Source organism: Gammaproteobacteria bacterium, from assembly GCA_029881255.1.
In the GTDB taxonomy this organism is placed as follows: Bacteria; Pseudomonadota; Gammaproteobacteria; order S012-40; family S012-40; genus JAOUMY01.
The window spans coordinates 576,193-595,046 of the sequence record JAOUMY010000001.1 but is presented as its reverse complement, the minus strand read 5'-3'; the positions used below and the strand labels follow the sequence as shown (position 1 = coordinate 595,046).

The window sequence follows — 18,854 nt, the reverse complement described above, 5'->3', positions numbered from 1 at the left end:
TTATGAACGATTTGTCGGATAGCCTTCTATCGTACATTAATGGATTGGGTTTGGAGCTAAGCGAAGATAAGCGCTCACTTCTGCTGCGCTACCTGGATTTACTGTTTAAATGGAACAAGGCATATAATCTGACAGCGATTAAAGATCGCCAAACCATGCTTGTTAGGCATATAGTTGAGAGCCTTGCCCTTATTCCATATATATATGGACGAGAAATTGCCGACATCGGGACTGGTGCGGGTCTACCCGGTATACCTTTGGCAATTGCATTTCCAGATCGACATTTTACCTTGGTAGACAGCAATGGAAAAAAGACACGCTTTCTGAACCAGGTGAAACTGGAGCTTTCGCTTAAGAATATCACCGTGATGAATAATCGTATCGAAACCCTGCGTTGTGAATCACCATTTGATCAAATCTTATCCAGGGCATTTGCTGACATTGCCACGACGTTAGAATTGTTAGATCATGTGTGGCCGCCTTCTGCCTGTCTTAGTTTAATGAAGGGCCCTGGAGTTGCTGCGGAACTATCTGAAGTTGGCGTTCCTATTAGCCACAAAATTATCGAATTGAACATTCCTTCGCAAAAGGAATATCGGTGTATCGTTGAAATCAAGCGTAACTAGTTGGTGAGATAGATGAGCATGCGAGTAATTGCTGTAGCAAATCAGAAGGGCGGAGTCGGAAAAACAACGACATCGGTCAATCTTGCGGCGTCATTGAGTGCTACCAAGCGCAGGATTTTGCTGGTTGATCTCGATCCGCAGGGCAATGCCACAATGGGTAGTGGACTGGATAAGCGAGATATAGAACTCGGTACTTACGATGTTCTGGTCGAAAATACACCGGTCGCTAATGCTGTTGTGTATGCAGAAGATTCTGGCTATTTTGTACTGGGTAGCAATTCTGATTTAACCGCCGCCGAAGTACATCTTTTGAATATGCCGGATCGCGATATACGTCTGAAGAAAGCACTCGCTGAGGTACAAAGTGATTTCGATTTTGTGTTGATCGACTGTCCACCTTCTCTAAATATGTTGACACTGAATGCCTTGGTTGCCGCCAATTCCATTATGATCCCTATGCAGTGTGAATATTATGCGCTTGAGGGTTTATCCGCGTTGGTCGAGACGATTGAAAAAGTGAGAGAAGTACATAATCCAGAACTCGAAATTGAAGGGTTGTTGCGCACTATGTATGACCCGCGCAATAACCTGGCTATGCAAGTAACAGAACAGCTAGTGAAATTTTTTGGTGATAAAGTCTATCGGACGATCATACCGCGAAATGTGCGTTTGGCTGAGGCTCCAAGCCATGGCATGCCGGTTCTAAATTATGATCGCGCTTCACGGGGTGCGCAGGCCTACCTTGCTCTTGCCGGTGAAATTTTACGGCGTGAAGATAGCCGCATTGGCGCGCGCGTTGCCGTCGCTGAAAATTAAAAGATAACAGGATTGCCAGATGAACAAGAAAAGAGGTTTGGGTCGGGGTTTAGACGCATTGCTAGCACAAGCTAAGCCTGCACGCATGACTTCAGAGTCTAATTCGCCTGGTGATAATGTCGATGGAAGCGAATTACGCGAACTTGCAGTTGATCTCATTCAACGTGGGCGTTACCAGCCGCGTATCGATATGCGCACGGAATCTTTGGAAGATCTCGCAGCCTCTATTAAATCGCAAGGCGTCGTGCAACCAATAGTTGTACGCTCAATTGGAAGTGGTCGCTTTGAGATTATTGCTGGTGAGCGGCGTTGGCGTGCAACACAAATGGCTGGGTTGGATAAGATACCAGCTATCGTTCGGGATATTCCCGATGAAGCTGCTGTTGCAATGGCGCTGATTGAAAATATTCAGCGTGAAGACCTCAATCCTATTGAAGAGGCGATGGCCCTACAAAGACTGATCGATGAATTCAGTATGACTCATCAACAGGCAGCAGATGCTGTTGGTCGCTCGCGTGCTGCTGTCACCAACTTGCTTCGACTCTTGTCGCTTAGCGATACACTAAAACAGATGTTAACTAACGGTGATTTGGAAATGGGTCATGCCAGGGCCTTGCTCGCTTTATCGGCCAGTGACCAGTTGCAGGCAGCTAAGATTGTTCAGTCCAAGGGTATGTCTGTGAGGGAAACTGAGAAATTAGTCAGGAAAATTCTCGATAGAGCAGAGAAACCAAAAGTTGCAGATAAGAAGGATGACCCAAACATCCGTAAGTTTCAGGACCATCTATCTGAAATCCTTGGTGCAAAAATAAAATTTGCGCACCAAGATAAGGGTAATGGTAAGGTAGAAATTTTTTATAACAGTCTGGAAGAACTTGAAGGAATTCTTGACCATATAAAGTAATTTCTCGCCGTAATCTATTGTATTCACTATATCTATTAACCCAAATATTCTCGTCGGTTTTCGACTTGCGATTGCCAATCCCTACAGGCTATAATTGCGCCCGCTTTTAGGTACGGGCTAAATATATGGGGCAGCCTGAGAAACCGGGCCTACTTCTAATTAGTGTAGGCACTATCATGAGTTCCATGACTATCTCTGGGTTTTTGCTCGGTTTTCTCACCGACTACTGGCTGGATACCAAGCCAATTTTCTTGTTGTCTTTTGGATTCCTTGGCCTGCTGGGCGGTACTTTGAAGGCCTATAAACTTCTGACTCACCCGGATCTAAATTGAACGTTGCCACCGACGAAGTTTCCCGCAAAACGCGGTATCTGATTTTATATCAACTTGCGGCTGGTGCGATCGTCGCGGTTTTGTTCCTTTTGTTTAAGGATTTAGTCGCAGCTGTTTCAGCTTTGGCAGGCGCGCTTACGAGCAGCGCATCGGCTTTTTTACTCGGAACCGGTGTTAGCAAAGCAGAAGCAAGCGCGATCGATAACCCTGGCAAGAGCGTAGGCACACTTTACTTTGGTGCCGTAAAACGATTCTTGTTAGTGATTATCCTGTTTGTTTTAGGACTGAAATTTTTGCACCTGGACGCACTTGCAATGGCGGCCGGGTTTATTGCTGCGCAAATAGGTTTCGTTTTTTTGTTTAAGGGTTTATCCAAAGTAGGATAGGAGAATTATCTTGGCTAGCGAATCTGGTGGCGGTACCGTCCAGTATATCCAGCATCACTTGACCAACCTTTGTGTGGGTGATTGTGATCCAGTGACTCATCAAGCAGCGGGTTTTTGGGCGCTGCATCTTGATAGTATTTTCTTCAGTATACTTCTTGGTGCACTGATCGTCATTACTGCCTGGAGACTGGGAAGAAACCTCCAGTCTGATACACCAAGTGGTTTTCAGAATGCTGTTGAAAGTATCGTTGACTTCGTCAATGGTCAAATTAGAGACACTTTTCCCGGCCATAACCCCATTATTGGCCCACTAGCCATTACTATTTTCCTGTGGGTATGGTTAATGAACTTCATGGATTTGATCCCTGTTGATCTTTTACCCTTGTTAGCCACTTTTGTTGGAATCGAATACCTTAAGGTAGTCCCTACAACTGACATTAACATTCCTATGGCAATGTCGTTAACCGTTTTTGGTCTTATTCTTTTTTATAATATTAAAGTTAAAGGCCCTGTCGGTTACCTGAAAATGTTTCTTTTCCATCCATTCGGAAAATTTGTCATTCCGGTCAATATCGTAATGACAGCAATCGAAGAACTAGCAAAACCGCTTAGCTTAGGGCTTCGTCTATTCGGTAACATGTTCGCTGGCGAGTTGGTATTCCTTCTTATTGCATTGCTCGGTGGTTCAGCTGCGATCGGATTTGGACTTCTGTTTATCGTTCCGTTGCAGGTTGTTTTAGACCTGGCATGGCTGATATTCCATATTCTTGTAATCACACTTCAAGCATTTATTTTTATGGTATTGACACTGGTTTATCTGGGTATGGCCCATACCAGTGACCACTAACGATTTTGATTCTTGGTTTTTAAATTTAAATTTGTGTAAGGAGAAAAAACTATGACACCCGATATGATCGCGAACATTTACGCCTATACTGCTGTTGGCGTTGGTGTGATCCTGGCAGCAGCTGGTCTAGGTTCTGCTATCGGTTGGGGCTTGATCTGTGCGAAAACACTCGAAGGTATCGCTCGTCAGCCTGAAATGCGTCCCCAGTTAATGACAAACATGTTCATCTTTGCTGGTCTGATGGAATCTTTTCCTTTCATCATCCTCGCTTTCGCAATGTGGTTCTTGTTTGCGAATCCTTTCGTTGGTGCATTGCAAGCAGCAATTGGCGGTTAAATTCCAGTCCGATTGTTCTATGTACCAGACTAAGGGGATAAATAAATGAATATTACAGTGACTCTGCTCGCGCAGATTGTCGCGTTTGTTTTGCTCATTGTGTTTGTCAACAAGGTGCTGTGGAAGCCCCTGACGACTATGATGGAAGCAAGGCAAAAGCGCATTTCTGAGGGCCTAGCCGCGGCAGAACGTGGAAAGAAAGAACAAGAATTGGCTGAAAAGCACGCCAAAGACGTTCTTTCGGATGCCAAGAAACAAGCTGCCGAAATCGTCTCGAACGCTCAGAAACGTGGTAATGACTTAGTTGAAGAAGCTAAGAAAAACGCTAAAACTGAGGCGGATCGTATTGTCGCCGGCGCCAACGCACAGATAGAACAGGAAGTTAACCGCGCGAAAGAAACGCTTCGTAAAGAAGTTTCAGCAATCGCCCTACAAGGTGCATCCAAAGTACTCAAGCGCGAAGTGGATGCTGCAGCACATGCGAAAGTGCTGGACGAATTAGCGGCGAAAATTTGAGGTAAACGACTATGGCAGAAGCAAGCACAATCGCAAGGCCTTATGCTCATGCCGTTTTCGAGATCGCGCGTGAAGACAAGCGTCTTGCAAAATGGACAGAGGCACTAAGCGTTTTAGCAGCAATTGCTTCAAGTGACGAAATGACTGGCGTTTACGGAAATCCAACTTTTTCCTCTGATAAAGTTGCCGAAATTTTCATCGGTGTTGCCGGTGACAAGCTCGACGACAAAGGAAAGAATTTCGTAAAGGTTCTGGCCGACAACAATCGTCTTTCTGTTCTTCCAGAAATCGCTACAGGTTTTGAACTGCTGCGTGCTGAAGAAGAGAAGACGGTCAAGGCTGAATTGGTTTCCGCTAAAGACGTTACCGACGCACAGAAAAAGTCTCTTGCTGACGCATTGAAAAAGCGTCTCGGGCGTGATGTTGAATTAAGCTATCGCGTCGATGAATCGTTGTTGGGTGGCGCGATAATTCGCGCTGGAGATTTAGTGATCGACGGATCAATCTCTGGCCAGCTTGAAAAACTCGCCACCGAAATGACTCGTTAAAGCATTAAGAGGGAATACCCCATGCAATTAAATCCTGCAGAAATTAGTGATCTTATTAAAAAGAAGATCCAAGGTTTCGAAGCTTCTACAGAAGCTCGTACCGAAGGTACTGTTGTCAGTTTGACTGACGGTATCGCACGTATTCACGGCCTGTCCGACGCGATGGCTGGTGAAATGCTAGAATTCCCAGGCGGAATTTTTGGTTTGGCACTAAACCTTGAACGCGACTCAGTCGGTGCCGTTCTTTTAGGTGACTATGAAGCCATCTCTGAAGGCAACAAAGTTAAATGTACAGGCCGCATTCTTGAAGTTCCCGTTGGCCGTGAGTTGCTTGGCCGTGTTGTTGACGCACTTGGTAACCCAATTGATGGTAAGGGCCCTGTTGACGCCAAAGAGACTTCTCCAATTGAGAAAATTGCTCCCGGTGTTATCGCACGTCAATCGGTAGATCAGCCAGTTGAAACTGGATTGAAGTCTATCGATTCCATGGTTCCAATTGGGCGTGGTCAACGTGAATTGATTATCGGTGACCGCCAGACCGGTAAAACGGCTGTTGCTGTTGATACTATCATCAACCAAAAGCATTCAGGCATTAAGTGTATTTACGTTGCTATCGGTCAAAAGGCTTCTTCTATTGCAAACGTTGTTCGCAAGTTGGAAGAACATGGCGCTATGGAATACACCACGGTTGTTTCCGCATCTGCATCTGATGCAGCAGCTATGCAATATATAGCTCCTTACTCAGGTTGCACAATGGGTGAATACTTCCGTGACCGTGGCGAAGATGCTCTTATTATTTATGATGATTTGACCAAGCAAGCTTGGGCTTATCGTCAGGTGTCGCTACTTCTGCGTCGTCCACCAGGTCGTGAAGCTTATCCTGGAGACGTTTTCTACTTGCACTCTCGTCTGCTTGAGCGCGCTGCGCGCGTTAATGCTGACTATGTTGAAAAATTCACTAACGGTGCTGTTAAAGGGAAAACTGGTTCATTGACCGCTCTTCCGATTATCGAAACTCAGGCTGGTGACGTTTCCGCTTTCGTTCCTACGAACGTAATCTCTATCACCGATGGTCAGATATTCCTAGAGACTTCCCTGTTTAATGCTGGTATTCGACCTGCAATCAACGCTGGTATCTCAGTTTCGCGTGTTGGTGGCGCAGCCCAAACCAAGATCATTAAGAAGCTTGGTGGTGGAATACGTCTTGACCTTGCTCAGTATCGTGAACTTCAAGCGTTTGCTCAGTTTGCATCAGACCTCGACGAAGCTACTCGTAAGCAGCTTGAGCGAGGTAAGCGTGTAACCGAGCTGATGAAACAGAAGCAATATGCTCCTCTGACAACTGCAGAAATGGCATTTTCTCTGTTTGCCGCAAATGAAGGCTATCTGGACGATGTTCCTGTTGAAAAAGTGGTTGATTTTGAATCTGCAATGCATTCGCACATACGCTCAAATGCAGCGGATCTGGTAAAACAGATCAACACAACTGCAGACTTCAACGATGACATCGCAAGCAAGATGCGCAGCGCCATCGAAAGTTTTAAAGCGACTAGCGCTTACTAAACCGGAGTACTGACATGGCAGTAGGTAAAGAGATTAGAGATCAGATCGGGAGTATTAAAAACACCCAGAAGATCACTCGTGCCATGGAGATGGTTGCCGCCAGTAAAATGCGTAAGGCACAAAAGCGTATGCAGGCTTCTCGTCCATACGCCCAAAAGATCCGCAATGTAATTGCTCATCTAGCCCACGCGCATCCAGAATACAAGCACCCTTATTTAAAGGGTGGTCGTGACATAAAGAAAGTTGGCTATATCGTAGTCACTTCCGATCGCGGCTTGTGTGGTGGTCTAAACACCAACTTGTTGAAAGCGACAATCTCCTCGATGAAGCAATGGCGCGATAAGGGTGTTGACGTCAGCCTGTGTTGTATTGGTCAGAAAGGTGCTTCTTTTCTTTCCCGTCTGGGTGGAAATATCATTTCCCAACTCACGCAGTACGGTGACAAGCCAGCAATTGCGGAGATGATAGGCGCCATCAAGGTAATGCTTGATGCATACGACAACGGTCAAATCGATCGTTTGTACCTGGTTAGCAATGAATTTGTAAATACCATGACGCAAACGCCGCAAGTTGATCAATTGTTACCTATCGAGGTTGATAAGCCAGAAGACGAATTGAAACATCACTGGGATTACATTTACGAGCCCGAAGCCAAAGATGTTTTGGATGATCTTATGGCACGTTACATCGAGTCTTTGGTGTATCAGGGCGTTGTAGAAAATGTCGCATGTGAAATGGCTGCCCGAATGGTTGCTATGAAAAGCGCTTCCGACAATGCCGGTAGCCTCATCAAAGAGTTGCAACTGGTGTACAACAAGGCCCGTCAGGCTGCGATTACTCAGGAAATTTCCGAGATCGTGGGCGGCGCCGCTGCCGTATCGTAAAGAATATTTTGAAGCTTATAGGGGATTTGTAAATGAGCACAGGTAAAATCGTCCAAATCATCGGTGCTGTTGTCGACGTAGAATTCACGTCGGGCTCAGTGCCTAAGGTTTACAACGCTTTAACCGCTCCAGAAATTGGTCTGACGCTGGAAGTCCAGCAGCAGCTAGGCGACGGAATCGTCCGTTGTGTAGCGCTTGGTTCTACCGATGGTATGAAGCGTAATATGTCTGTAAACGACACTGGCAAAGCGATTTCAGTACCGGTTGGTAAGAAAACGCTAGGCCGCATCATGAACGTTCTTGGTGAGCCAATCGACGAACTGGGTCCAATTGGTGAAGACGAGCGTTGGGTAATTCATCGTAAGGCGCCTGCATACGAAGAACTTTCGCCAGCAACAGAACTTCTGGAAACAGGCATCAAAGTTATCGACTTAGTTTGTCCTTTCGCCAAGGGTTCGAAGATCGGTCTTTTCGGTGGTGCCGGGGTTGGTAAAACGGTAAACATGCTTGAGCTGATCAACAACATTGCTACTCAGCACTCGGGTCTATCTGTATTTGCCGGTGTTGGTGAACGTACTCGTGAAGGTAACGACTTCTACCACGAAATGTCTGACGCTAAAGTTGTTCGTCTAGACAACCTCGAGGAATCCAAAGTAGCGATGGTTTACGGTCAGATGAATGAGCCTCCTGGAAACCGTCTGCGTGTAGCTTTGACGGGTCTGACCATGGCGGAATTTTTCCGCGAAGAAGGCCGTGACGTTCTGTTCTTCGTTGACAACATTTATCGTTATTCACTTGCTGGTACAGAAGTATCTGCACTTCTGGGTCGTATGCCTTCTGCGGTAGGTTATCAGCCAACACTTGCTGAAGAGATGGGTGTGCTTCAAGAACGCATTACTTCTACCAAGACTGGTTCGATCACATCCATACAGGCCGTTTATGTACCTGCTGATGACTTGACCGACCCGTCACCTGCTACCACCTTTGCTCACTTGGACGCGACGGTTGTACTTTCTCGTAACATCGCTGCTCAAGGTATCTATCCTGCTATCGATCCGCTGGATTCAACTTCACGTCAGTTGGACCCACTGGTTATCGGTTCAGAGCATTACGATGTTGCTCGTGGCGTCCAGAAGACAATTCAACGCTATAACGAACTGAAGGACATCATTGCCATTTTGGGTATGGATGAACTTTCTGAAGATGACAAATTGGTTGTTGCGCGTGCGCGTAAAATGCAGCGTTTTCTTTCACAGCCGTTCTTTGTTGCGGAGGTTTTCACTGGTGCGCCCGGCAAATACGTTTCACTAAAAGATACCATCGCAGGTTTTAAAGCGATTCTTGCTGGTGAATACGATCACTTGCCTGAGCAGGCTTTCTACATGGTCGGTACTATCGACGAAGCTGTAGAAAAAGCCAAAAAGATGAAATAACCCACAGAGGTAAAAGCTAATGGCTTTGACTTTTCATGTTGATGTGGTAAGCGCGGAAGAGTCTATCTATTCCGGCACCGCGGAGATGCTTTTTGCACCGGCCTCTCAGGGCGACGTGGGGATTATGGCTCGCCATACCCCCTTGTTGACGACTTTGAAGCCAGGTGAACTTCGCATCAAAACGCCTGAGGGTGAAGAACATATGGTTTATGTTTCCGGTGGTATTCTGGAAATTCAACCTCATGTGGTCACCGTCCTCAGTGATACAGCCATACGCGCAAAAGATTTGGATGAAGCGGAGGCAATGGCTGCGAAGGAACGTGCCGAAAAGGCGTTGGAAGATAAACACGCCGAAATGGATTACGCACGTGCTGAGGCTGAGCTTGCTGAAGCAATTGCCCAATTGCAACTGATTCAAAAGCTTAAGAAGAATATACACCGTTAATCTTGTTCAAGACTCTTCCCGGGTACCGTTCGGTGCTCGGGAAGCTGTTCTCCAAACCTTTGCTGTTTCCTGCTATATTAGCCGCATATTGCCAAACTTGGGACGTCGTTTGCCATGGACCTATATGTCGTAATTCTTGCCGCTGGTAAAGGCACTAGAATGCGCTCTTCTATTCCTAAAGTGCTTCATCCGCTCGCTAATAAGCCGCTGTTACTGCACGTTATTGAAAAAGCGCAATCTATGCGCCCCCAGAAGACGATAGTGGTCTACGGCCATGGGGGTGAGACGGTTAAAGAGCACCTTGCCGCGACCGGTGTTGAGTGGGTTGAGCAAGTAACACAATTGGGCACAGGTCACGCGGTGATGCAGGCAATGCATCTTATCCCTGACAATGCCCGAGTGATGATTTTGTACGGTGATGTTCCGTTAACACGTACCGAGACCTTGCAGGCATTATTGAACTGCGATAAATCACACAATGATAGTATCGCTCTACTAACCGCCACGCTTGACGACCCAACTGGATATGGTCGGATAATTCGTGATCATGAGTTTAACGTTACACATATAGTTGAACAAAAAGACGCAAATGAATCCGAACTTGAGGTTAATGAAGTTAACACCGGCATATTGGTCGCTTCATCGCATTGCCTGCGCCACTGGCTTGATAATATTTCGAACGATAATGCACAGGCCGAGTACTACCTTACAGACATAATTGCTATGGCAGTGTCTGAAGAGTTTGGCGTAGCCACGGTTTCTGCTGAAACTGTCTGGGAAATTCTTGGTGTAAATGACAAAAAGCAATTGGCCGAACTGGAACGGCATCTTCAGCTCACTATCGCAAAGAGTTTGCTTAAAGAAGGCGTGACATTGCGCGATCCAGCCCGAATCGACGTACGTGGAACGCTTACCGTCTCTCGCGATTGTGAAATTGATATCAACTGTCTGTTCGAAGGTGATGTCGTCTTGGAAGAAGGCGTTAGGATCGGCGCTAATTGCCACCTAAAGGATGTTACTGTAGGACGTTCGACGATTATTCACCCTTTCAGTTCTGTTGATTCCTCCACTATTGCAGAAGAATGTGAAATCGGGCCATATGCACGAATTCGTCCCGATACAACGCTAGCCTCAAAAGTAAAAATTGGCAATTTTGTAGAGACAAAAAAAGCGACTATAGGAGAGAACTCCAAAGTTAATCACCTGTCGTATATTGGCGATACCGTCATAGGCAAGCGCGTAAATATCGGTGCCGGCACTATTACCTGTAATTATGACGGCGCGAACAAGCACCAGACGATGATCGGCGATGATGTTTTTGTTGGTTCAGATACCCAATTGGTTGCCCCGGTTACGATAGGAAATGGCGCCACTATTGGTGCAGGTTCTACCATTACCAAGGATGCCCCGGTAGATGAACTGACGTTAAGTCGCAGCAAACAAATCAGCGTACCAAGCTGGAAAAGACCTGTTAAAAAATCGAAGTAGGATTATGTATGTGTGGAATCGTTGGAGCAGTAGCAGAAAGGAATGTCGTCCCCATTCTTCTTGAAGGCCTAAAGCGCCTTGAGTATAGAGGATATGACTCTGCTGGATTAGTCGTTAGAACTGAACAGTCTGAGCTTAAACGTGCTCGAGAAGTCGGGAAGGTTAAAGTTCTTGAGGAAAATCTTCAATTAAATCCGTTGATTGGGCATCTCGGCATAGCACATACACGATGGGCGACGCACGGTAAACCCACGCAAAAGAACGCTCATCCCCATATTTGTAGAAACAAGGTTTCATTAGTACATAATGGAATTATCGAAAATCACGAAGAGCTGCGGGAAGCGCAATCAAAACTCGGTTTTGAATTTACCTCAGAAACTGATACTGAAGTTATTGTTCATGAGGTGTATCACCACATTCAAAGTACAAAATCACTGTTAGCGGCTGTTCAGAAAACGGTTGCCAATCTAAAAGGCGCGTTCGCTATAGCTGTCGTTGATAAAGATGATGCGCAAAAAATGGTTGTTGCAAGGCGTGGAAGCCCTCTTGTGATAGGGATTGGTATCGGAGAACATTTTATTGCATCAGACGTCGCTGCCCTGTTACCGGTCACGAATCGTTTTATCTTTTTGGAAGATGGTGATATTGCCGAAATCAGTAAAGACAATTTACAAATTTATGATGGTAATGGAACGGCGGTTGAAAGAAATATTCAGGTTTCCAATCTGACAGCTGACGCTGCAGATAAAGGCCCCTACAGACATTTTATGTTAAAGGAGATCTACGAACAGCCGCGTGCAATTGCGGAAACAATAGAAAGTAGAATTATCGGCCATCGCATTCCGGATGAAACATTTGGTCAGGGCGCTGGAGTGATATTTGATAAAGTTGAAGCGGTACAAATCATTGCATGCGGGACATCCTACCACTCCGGTATGGTGGCAAAATACTGGTTAGAGGCAATCGCTAACATACCGTGTAATGTAGAAATAGCCAGCGAATTTCGATATCGCCGCCCGGTGGTGAGAAAAAACAGTCTTGTCGTCACTATTTCACAATCGGGTGAAACAGCAGATACGCTTGCAGCGCTAGAAGAAGCAAAGCGTCTTGGTTTCGGCTACTCTTTGGCTATTTGCAATGTTCCGGAAAGTTCTTTGAGTCGTGTCTCTGACATAACTTTCCTTACCAGAGCAGGCCCTGAGGTTGGTGTTGCTTCAACAAAGGCATTTACTACTCAGTTGGCTGCACTGCTAATGCTTGCGGTGGTTTTGGGAAAACGTCATGGCTTGACCGAATCAGCCGAAGCCAAAATTGTTCAAGAGTTAACCCATTTGCCTGCCCAGATAGAGGAATTGCTAACCAAGATTGATCCAGAAATCGCACTTCTGGCTGAAAGTTTCGCTGACAAGCATCACTCCTTGTTCCTGGGAAGAGGGGTAATGTATCCAATTGCAATGGAAGGTGCACTCAAGCTTAAAGAAATTTCATATATTCATGCAGAAGCTTATCCTGCCGGTGAATTAAAACATGGACCACTTGCCCTCGTTGATGATGATATGCCAGTTATCACCGTTGCTCCAAACGACGATCTGGTCGAAAAATTGAAATCCAATATTCAAGAAGTATCGGCACGCGGCGGTCAATTAATCGTTTTCGCAGATCCTGCGGCTGAGGTGTTGGAAGATGAAAATACCCGGGTTTTCAAGGTGATAAATGCCTCTGAGGTTGTTTCTCCAATTCTATTCACTATCCCTTTGCAGTTGTTGTCTTATCACGTGGCGGTATTGAAAGGCACCGATGTGGATCAGCCGCGAAACCTCGCAAAATCTGTGACCGTGGAATAAGATGTCGATCCAATTTCCTCAAGCGTAAACTACCATGTTCAAATGGATTCGATTCTATGTGGATTTGTGTCTTTTCAGAGCCGCACCACAGGATGCACCAACATCGACTACCGTACTTTATCTAACAGTTTTCGCCTACTGGACTAGCGGCGCGTTATTAACAAGTATTGGCCAGGGTATTATCGTTGCGGCAATTATTGCCCTTATTCAGACGATACTGGCAATGTTCTTCATCAATCTTGCACTATGGATCCGTAAATTCCCGGAGCGAATTGTGCAAACAACCACAGCGTTTACGGGTAGTGGAGTTTTAATTTCATTGATCGCCTTGCCAATTGTGTTGATACTTGGCCAAGGTGGTGAAGATACCGATATCCTTTACTCAATTACGTGGATAGCGCTAGTGGTTTGGGAAACGATAATTGTTGCCCACATTTTTAGACATGCGTTAAGCATCCCGCTGTATGCTGCAGCCGGTGTTTCATTGGTGCTGATGTATATGTCATTCGCCATCACTTTGCGTATCTTAAAGCTTATGTCCATCAATTTGGGATAGCGTATGCATATTCATATACTCGGTATTTGCGGCACATTCATGGGTGGTGTCGCTATGCTGGCCAAGGAAATGGGATTTAAGGTATCAGGCTCCGATACCAGTGTTTATCCGCCGATGAGCACGCAACTAGAAGCACACGGCATCGCTCTGATTGAGGGTTATGAAGCCGACCAGATAAGTGTGAATCCCGATTTATATGTAGTTGGCAACGCCATGAGGCGTGGTCTGCCCATTGTTGAAGAAATACTGAATCGAGATCTGCCATATATATCCGGGCCTCAGTTTGTCGCAGAATACATACTAAAAGGACGTTGGGTATTGGCCGTCGCCGGTACACATGGAAAGACGACTACGAGCAGTATGCTGGCCTGGTTGCTAGACGCAGCCAAATTAAACCCCGGCTTTCTGGTTGGAGGCGTCCCTGAAAACTTTGGTATCTCTGCGCGTAAAGGTAATGATCCTTTCTTTGTGATAGAGGCGGATGAATATGACACCGCTTTTTTTGATAAAAGATCCAAATTTGTCCATTACAAACCTCGCACAGCGATTCTGAATAACCTGGAATTCGACCATGCGGATATTTTTGAAAACCTTGCCGCAATTCAAAAACAATTTCACCATTTGATGAGGATTATTCCATCAAACGGACTCGTTATAACGCCGGAAAACGATGCCAATATCGATAAAGTGCTAGAAATGGGTCTTTGGTCACCACGTGAAAATTTTTCTCTTGAAGGTCGCCATGGCTGGACCGCAGAACTCATAAATGACGATGGTAGTGAGTTTGACGTCTATTTTGACGGCGCTGTTCAAGGCAGACTGAAGTGGTCTCTTATGGGATTACACAATGTGAGCAATGCCTTGGCTGCGATCGCCGCCGCCAGACATGCAGGTGTTCCGGCGGCAGTTTCTATCGAAAGTTTTGCTGATTTCGTAAACGTCAAACGTCGAATGGAACTTCGAGGCACGGTGAGAGGTATCAGCGTATATGATGATTTTGCGCATCATCCTACTGCGGTGAATACGACTCTTCAAGGCTTGCGCAAACGAGTAAAGTCACAAAAAATTACGGCGGTGTTGGAGCCGAGATCGAATACCATGCGCATGGGTGTTCACATGGAAACACTTGCTGACGCATTTTCAGATGCGGACGAGATCATTTTGTTTCAGCCGAAAGGTGTCAATTGGAATCTAGGTTCGGTTGTGAACCGCTTGGGGGATCGAGGATCAGTTTTCGATGAAGTGGAATCTATCGTTCAGCATATTGCCGCAACAGGAAAACTGGGTGACCACATCCTGGTGATGAGTAATGGCGGATTTGAAAATATCCACGAACGAATACTTAAAGCGCTTAATAAGTGAACAATTACCAACGTATCACAGTAGCGTTAACAGGTGCCTCAGGTGCAGCTTATGGCCTTCGTCTTTTAGAGTGTTTAGTTCAGTCAAAAAAACAGATTTACGTTCTCATTTCTTCTCCGGCACGCGTTGTCCTTGCAACTGAAACGGATATTCACCTACCAAGCCAAGCCAAAGAAGTCGCAAACGTACTCACACAACGTTTTAATGCATCAGAAAATCAGATTCAGGTTTTCAATAAAGACCAGTGGATGTCACCTGTTGCCAGCGGATCGAATGCGGCCGACGCTATGGTGGTGTGCCCTTGTTCGACCGGCACACTTTCTGCAATTTCCTGCGGTGCAAGTCGTAGCTTGATCGAGCGAGCCGCTGACGTAATGTTAAAGGAAGGCCGAAAGTTAATTCTCGTGCCGAGAGAAACGCCCTACTCCGCAATACATTTAGAGAATATGCTGAAACTGTCAAAACTAGGTGTGACTATATTGCCCGCAAGCCCCGGCTTCTACCACAAGCCGGAATCCGTTGCGGATGTGGTTGACTTTGTTGTCGCTCGAATCCTGGATCAACTTCATATTGACCAGACACTTGCGCCCCGCTGGGGAGCAAGTGATGATGACTGAATTTAAACGCATTCAAATCCCTGTAGTTCCGCTGCATACCGTTCTGTTACCAGAAGGTCCACTACCCCTTCGAATTTTTGAGCCGCGCTATTTGGACATGATTAGCAAGTGCATGAAAGAGGATTCTGCTTTTGGTATATGCCTGATCGCCGAAGGTGATGAAGTGGGTTCAACCGCTAATCCACATGAAATTGGGACTATCGCCCGTATCAAAGATTGGAATATGGGGCGAGATGGGATTCTTGGCATTACCGTTGTCGGTGAGCAGCGGTTTAAGATTATTTCCTCAACAGTAAAACCAAATAACTTAATGCTTGCAGAGGTAGAACTGCTTCCGGAAAGAAAAGGTATTCTATTGAAGGAAGAGTACACCAATATTATGAAGTTTGTTAAAGAATCGTTGTCTAATTACTCCGATCTTTATTCAGGTTTGCCCGAGCGATATGATGATGCACTGTGGGTAAGCTATCGCTTGACGGAAATGCTTCCGCTGAAGCTCTATCAAAAACAATATTTTCTGCAATTAGATGATCCAGAACAACGCCTGGAACGTTTGACTGACGTGCTCGATCATCTTGATATTCACGTCTAATTTACAAGATTGTCGAAACCGTATTGCGCAAGCTTTTTCGCCGCCAGGCGATTGCCGTCCTTTACTGACTCGACGAACGACTTACCTTCTAAAAGACTGTTTATCACACCGGCATTAAAAGTATCACCAGCACCGATGCTGTCCGTAATTGCATCCACTTTTATGGATTCAATTTTTCCCGTATCCAAGGAGGGCTCGCTGTAGAAGATCCCGTATTCTCCCCAGGTACAAGACATGTATGCGTCCTTACTAAATTCCCTGGCATACACAAACAATTCGTTTCCGTTATCAAAGCCTTTTTGTAGAGAAAAATGTTTTGAAAAAAATATGAAATTGGCTTCAGAAAATAAGCGCTCTATATGGTCACGAAATTTTTCGACTTCAATTGAAATCTTCAAATCGGGATTCGCAGCGCGAGCCATCTTCAAAATTTGCAATTGTTCGATGCAATTTCGGGCCTCTAGATGCAGCCAGTCGAATTGAGCAAAATCTAAGCCTACGATTTGTTCGGAAGCTAATTCGGGCAGATTCCGATAATGTACGATGGTTCGACTGCCGTTCTGTTTGTTTAGAATGATGTGAGATACCGGCGTGGCCCCGTTATGAATGACAATTTCTCGAGTGTGTATTCCGCGGGTATTGAGTTCTTCCTTGATCCACCTGCCATCGCTATCTGATGCTAATGTGCCACACCAGTGGCATTCATGGCCGTACTGTTTAAGCACGACTAAGGTATTGCCTACGTTTCCACCCCTGACACGACGTTGTTGAAGTGCTCTTTTCTCTTCATCTTCACGCGGATAGCCGTCGACAATGTTAACGATATCCAGGGTGAGATTACCTATGCAAAGGATACGCGCCATACCTGTTTTGCTACTTTTTCTTCTTCGGTCGCAAGGCTACGAGAGGAACATAATAAATAAAAACTTCCATTATGAGCCAGCCGACAATCATTAATGATAAGTAAATTATGCTTTTTTCTACGTAAGCCATAAACCCAAAAAAGAACAGATCCCACAGCAATAAAAAATACATGACGAATAAAATTATGGGATTCATTGAAACGCGTCCGCTGCATTCACTGCAGTAGGTGTCTATCCAATGTCCTGTTATTAAGCGTTGAGAAAGTGAAATTGTTTCCTTTCCACAATGCGGACACGCCGCGTTATTCATCGAAATTCTCCAGGTTTTTGTTAGTATTGCGAACTGTATCATATTGAGGGTAATTATTGTCGTGGTCGAGTCTAAAGAAGCTACCTGGTATGCCGACTTAGGACGAGAAAGGGTATTGATCCTTTAGAATCGATCCAGTATTAACCATCGGCTTCCACAGAAAATTTAGGGAATGAAATGAAAATACGTCTACTGCTTGCCACGATGCTCGGCGCCGTCAGCCTCACTACTCAGGCGGCACAAACCTACCATCCTGCCGGTTCTAACCTGACATGGGGAGAAATCGCGCAGCATCAGGATTTGTTGTCCTATTCAAATAATCCGGCGACAGGTGCGAGTGTTCTCGCCTGGGGAAATGGTGGTTTTGGCATGGGGATCTGGAGTTCATTTGGCGTCGGTGTTGACGTAGGCCCATTTGGCACATTAACCGGCATCATGGACGAATTTACTTCTGTTCAAAATGAGATGCAGAATTTTCTAGGTGGTAGCAATGTTACTGACATCAATCTGGATATAGTGGAAACCTTGTTTACCTCCGCAAACAACATAATGGAAACCGCGAGCGAAGCGCTGGATATCAATATTGGCCTACAAACAAACGTACCAATGTTTCCACTGGTTATTACCCACAAGTCATTTGGCAGCGTTATTTTAGATGCAAACTTGACGGCGAGAGGGCGGATTAAGTTTCTAGATTCTCCTATCGCATCGAACCCGCTGATTAATCCTATTACGGGAATCACGGATAAGTTCTATACCAATAGCGCCCTATACACCAAAATTGCTCAGATAAATGACTTTAATCTGAGCTATGGTCGCCAAGTGTGGAACAACGACAAAGGAAAATTATTTGCTGGTGTTCGTGCTTCCCTCTATATGGGCTTGGTAAACAAGACGCTTTTGCCGGCAGTTTCGATCAACAAAGCCGAATCGGTTCTGCAAGACCAACTAGATGAGGCCAATTCAACCGGTAGTCCGTACCAATGGGCTTTTGGACTAGACGCCAGCGCATTGTGGATTACCGACCATTATCGTCTTGGCGCGACTTTGAAGAACATCACCATGCCGTCGTTCGAATACAACACTGTCGGTGTAAATTGCGAGCGAGACAGTCTATCTGCAGATTCACGCACCGTTTGTTATCAGGCACAAGCCTATGCGGGTGAGCTGGATCTCACTGAAAAATACACCATGATTCCCCAGATCAATTTAGAAGCGGCACTTTACTCCAAGAGCCGTAACTGGGTTGTCGCTGGGGCGCTGGAGACAAACTCAGTTTCTGACCCTGTTGGCAAAGCGTACCAATGGGCATCTATTAGTACCGGGTACGCCTCCCCTTACGTTTTGTTGCCCGGTATTCGAGTGGGCTTACGTAAAAACTTGGCTGGCTCAGGGCTTGGCTATTTAACAACTGGGTTCACCTGGTTGTTTATAACCGCTGATGTCGCGGTCTCGTTCGAAACAGTAGAACTTCCAGAGCAAATTCAAACAGGGTCAAACACAGTAACAATTGATCCTACGATTCGGTCTCTCTCTCGTCGAAGCTTTTATGCGAATCTCGGCATGAACTACGTCTGGTAAGGAAA

At 45.7% G+C, this 18,854-nt stretch carries 22 protein-coding genes; 20 read left to right on the top strand and 2 right to left on the bottom strand.

Going from position 1 to position 18,854, the window contains the following annotated elements:
• The first annotated feature begins 2 nt into the window (after window positions 1–2).
• The 19 genes from rsmG (at window position 3) to OEZ43_02715 (ending at window position 16,095) form a co-directional block, all read left to right on the top strand.
• Window positions 3–626: a 16S rRNA (guanine(527)-N(7))-methyltransferase RsmG gene (gene rsmG / locus OEZ43_02805; GenBank protein ID MDH5544493.1), complete on the top strand. Its 624-nt coding sequence runs from the start codon at window positions 3–5 to the stop codon at window positions 624–626.
• An 18-nt stretch (window positions 627–644) separates the two neighbouring features.
• Window positions 645–1,442, top strand: a complete 798-nt coding sequence (locus tag OEZ43_02800; GenBank protein MDH5544492.1) for a ParA family protein — start codon at window positions 645–647, stop codon at window positions 1,440–1,442.
• Between the two features lie 19 nt (window positions 1,443–1,461).
• Window positions 1,462–2,346 carry a ParB/RepB/Spo0J family partition protein gene (locus OEZ43_02795; GenBank protein ID MDH5544491.1) on the top strand — a complete coding sequence of 295 codons (885 nt, stop codon included), beginning with the start codon at window positions 1,462–1,464 and terminating at the stop codon, window positions 2,344–2,346.
• 125 nt (window positions 2,347–2,471) lie between these two features.
• Window positions 2,472–2,678 (top strand): AtpZ/AtpI family protein, encoded by a 207-nt coding sequence (locus tag OEZ43_02790; GenBank protein ID MDH5544490.1) that lies wholly within the window; start codon window positions 2,472–2,474, stop codon window positions 2,676–2,678.
• Entirely contained in the window at window positions 2,675–3,064 is a 390-nt protein-coding gene (locus OEZ43_02785; protein ID MDH5544489.1) for an ATP synthase subunit I, read from the top strand. Before OEZ43_02790 ends, OEZ43_02785 begins: the two co-directional genes overlap by 4 nt.
• 10 nt (window positions 3,065–3,074) lie before the next feature.
• Window positions 3,075–3,911, top strand: coding sequence for a F0F1 ATP synthase subunit A (atpB, locus tag OEZ43_02780; GenBank protein MDH5544488.1), 837 nt, complete (start codon window positions 3,075–3,077; stop codon window positions 3,909–3,911).
• Between the two features lie 51 nt (window positions 3,912–3,962).
• Entirely contained in the window at window positions 3,963–4,247 is a 285-nt protein-coding gene (gene atpE, locus OEZ43_02775; protein ID MDH5544487.1) for a F0F1 ATP synthase subunit C, read from the top strand.
• Between the two features lie 45 nt (window positions 4,248–4,292).
• The gene (locus tag OEZ43_02770) at window positions 4,293–4,763 is read left to right on the top strand and encodes a F0F1 ATP synthase subunit B (protein MDH5544486.1); all 471 of its coding nucleotides are present in this window, start codon (window positions 4,293–4,295) and stop codon (window positions 4,761–4,763) included.
• A gap of 11 nt (window positions 4,764–4,774) precedes the next feature.
• On the top strand, window positions 4,775–5,311 hold the full coding sequence (locus OEZ43_02765; protein MDH5544485.1) for a F0F1 ATP synthase subunit delta: 537 nt from the start codon (window positions 4,775–4,777) through the stop codon (window positions 5,309–5,311).
• A 21-nt stretch (window positions 5,312–5,332) separates the two neighbouring features.
• The gene (atpA, locus tag OEZ43_02760) at window positions 5,333–6,874 is read left to right on the top strand and encodes a F0F1 ATP synthase subunit alpha (GenBank protein ID MDH5544484.1); all 1,542 of its coding nucleotides are present in this window, start codon (window positions 5,333–5,335) and stop codon (window positions 6,872–6,874) included.
• A 14-nt stretch (window positions 6,875–6,888) separates the two neighbouring features.
• A complete protein-coding gene (gene atpG, locus OEZ43_02755) occupies window positions 6,889–7,758 on the top strand; it encodes a F0F1 ATP synthase subunit gamma (GenBank protein MDH5544483.1) in 870 nt (289 codons plus the stop codon).
• 32 nt (window positions 7,759–7,790) lie between these two features.
• Window positions 7,791–9,191, top strand: a complete 1,401-nt coding sequence (gene atpD, locus OEZ43_02750) for a F0F1 ATP synthase subunit beta (protein MDH5544482.1) — start codon at window positions 7,791–7,793, stop codon at window positions 9,189–9,191.
• A gap of 19 nt (window positions 9,192–9,210) precedes the next feature.
• A complete protein-coding gene (locus OEZ43_02745; GenBank protein ID MDH5544481.1) occupies window positions 9,211–9,636 on the top strand; it encodes a F0F1 ATP synthase subunit epsilon in 426 nt (141 codons plus the stop codon).
• Window positions 9,637–9,750: 114 nt separating this feature from the next.
• The gene (gene glmU, locus OEZ43_02740; GenBank protein MDH5544480.1) at window positions 9,751–11,124 is read left to right on the top strand and encodes a bifunctional UDP-N-acetylglucosamine diphosphorylase/glucosamine-1-phosphate N-acetyltransferase GlmU; all 1,374 of its coding nucleotides are present in this window, start codon (window positions 9,751–9,753) and stop codon (window positions 11,122–11,124) included.
• 8 nt (window positions 11,125–11,132) lie between these two features.
• A complete protein-coding gene (glmS, locus tag OEZ43_02735) occupies window positions 11,133–12,968 on the top strand; it encodes a glutamine--fructose-6-phosphate transaminase (isomerizing) (protein MDH5544479.1) in 1,836 nt (611 codons plus the stop codon).
• A 34-nt stretch (window positions 12,969–13,002) separates the two neighbouring features.
• A complete protein-coding gene (locus OEZ43_02730) occupies window positions 13,003–13,524 on the top strand; it encodes a hypothetical protein (protein ID MDH5544478.1) in 522 nt (173 codons plus the stop codon).
• 3 nt (window positions 13,525–13,527) lie between these two features.
• On the top strand, window positions 13,528–14,886 hold the full coding sequence (gene mpl / locus OEZ43_02725; protein ID MDH5544477.1) for a UDP-N-acetylmuramate:L-alanyl-gamma-D-glutamyl-meso-diaminopimelate ligase: 1,359 nt from the start codon (window positions 13,528–13,530) through the stop codon (window positions 14,884–14,886).
• A complete protein-coding gene (locus tag OEZ43_02720) occupies window positions 14,883–15,503 on the top strand; it encodes a UbiX family flavin prenyltransferase (protein ID MDH5544476.1) in 621 nt (206 codons plus the stop codon). The genes mpl and OEZ43_02720 overlap by 4 nt, the downstream gene beginning before the upstream one ends.
• Window positions 15,493–16,095, top strand: a complete 603-nt coding sequence (locus OEZ43_02715; protein MDH5544475.1) for an LON peptidase substrate-binding domain-containing protein — start codon at window positions 15,493–15,495, stop codon at window positions 16,093–16,095. The genes OEZ43_02720 and OEZ43_02715 overlap by 11 nt, the downstream gene beginning before the upstream one ends.
• Here the strand turns inward: OEZ43_02715 and OEZ43_02710 are convergent.
• Together OEZ43_02710 and OEZ43_02705 are read right to left on the bottom strand one after the other, a co-directional pair.
• Window positions 16,092–16,958, bottom strand: a complete 867-nt coding sequence (locus tag OEZ43_02710; GenBank protein MDH5544474.1) for a PfkB family carbohydrate kinase — start codon at window positions 16,956–16,958, stop codon at window positions 16,092–16,094. The genes OEZ43_02715 and OEZ43_02710 overlap by 4 nt on opposite strands.
• 10 nt (window positions 16,959–16,968) lie before the next feature.
• Window positions 16,969–17,268, bottom strand: a complete 300-nt coding sequence (locus OEZ43_02705; protein ID MDH5544473.1) for a hypothetical protein — start codon at window positions 17,266–17,268, stop codon at window positions 16,969–16,971.
• A 177-nt stretch (window positions 17,269–17,445) separates the two neighbouring features.
• Here OEZ43_02705 and OEZ43_02700 point away from each other — a divergent pair, with 177 nt between their 5' ends.
• Window positions 17,446–18,849, top strand: a complete 1,404-nt coding sequence (locus OEZ43_02700; protein ID MDH5544472.1) for a conjugal transfer protein TraF — start codon at window positions 17,446–17,448, stop codon at window positions 18,847–18,849.
• The last annotated feature ends 5 nt before the right edge of the window (window positions 18,850–18,854 follow it).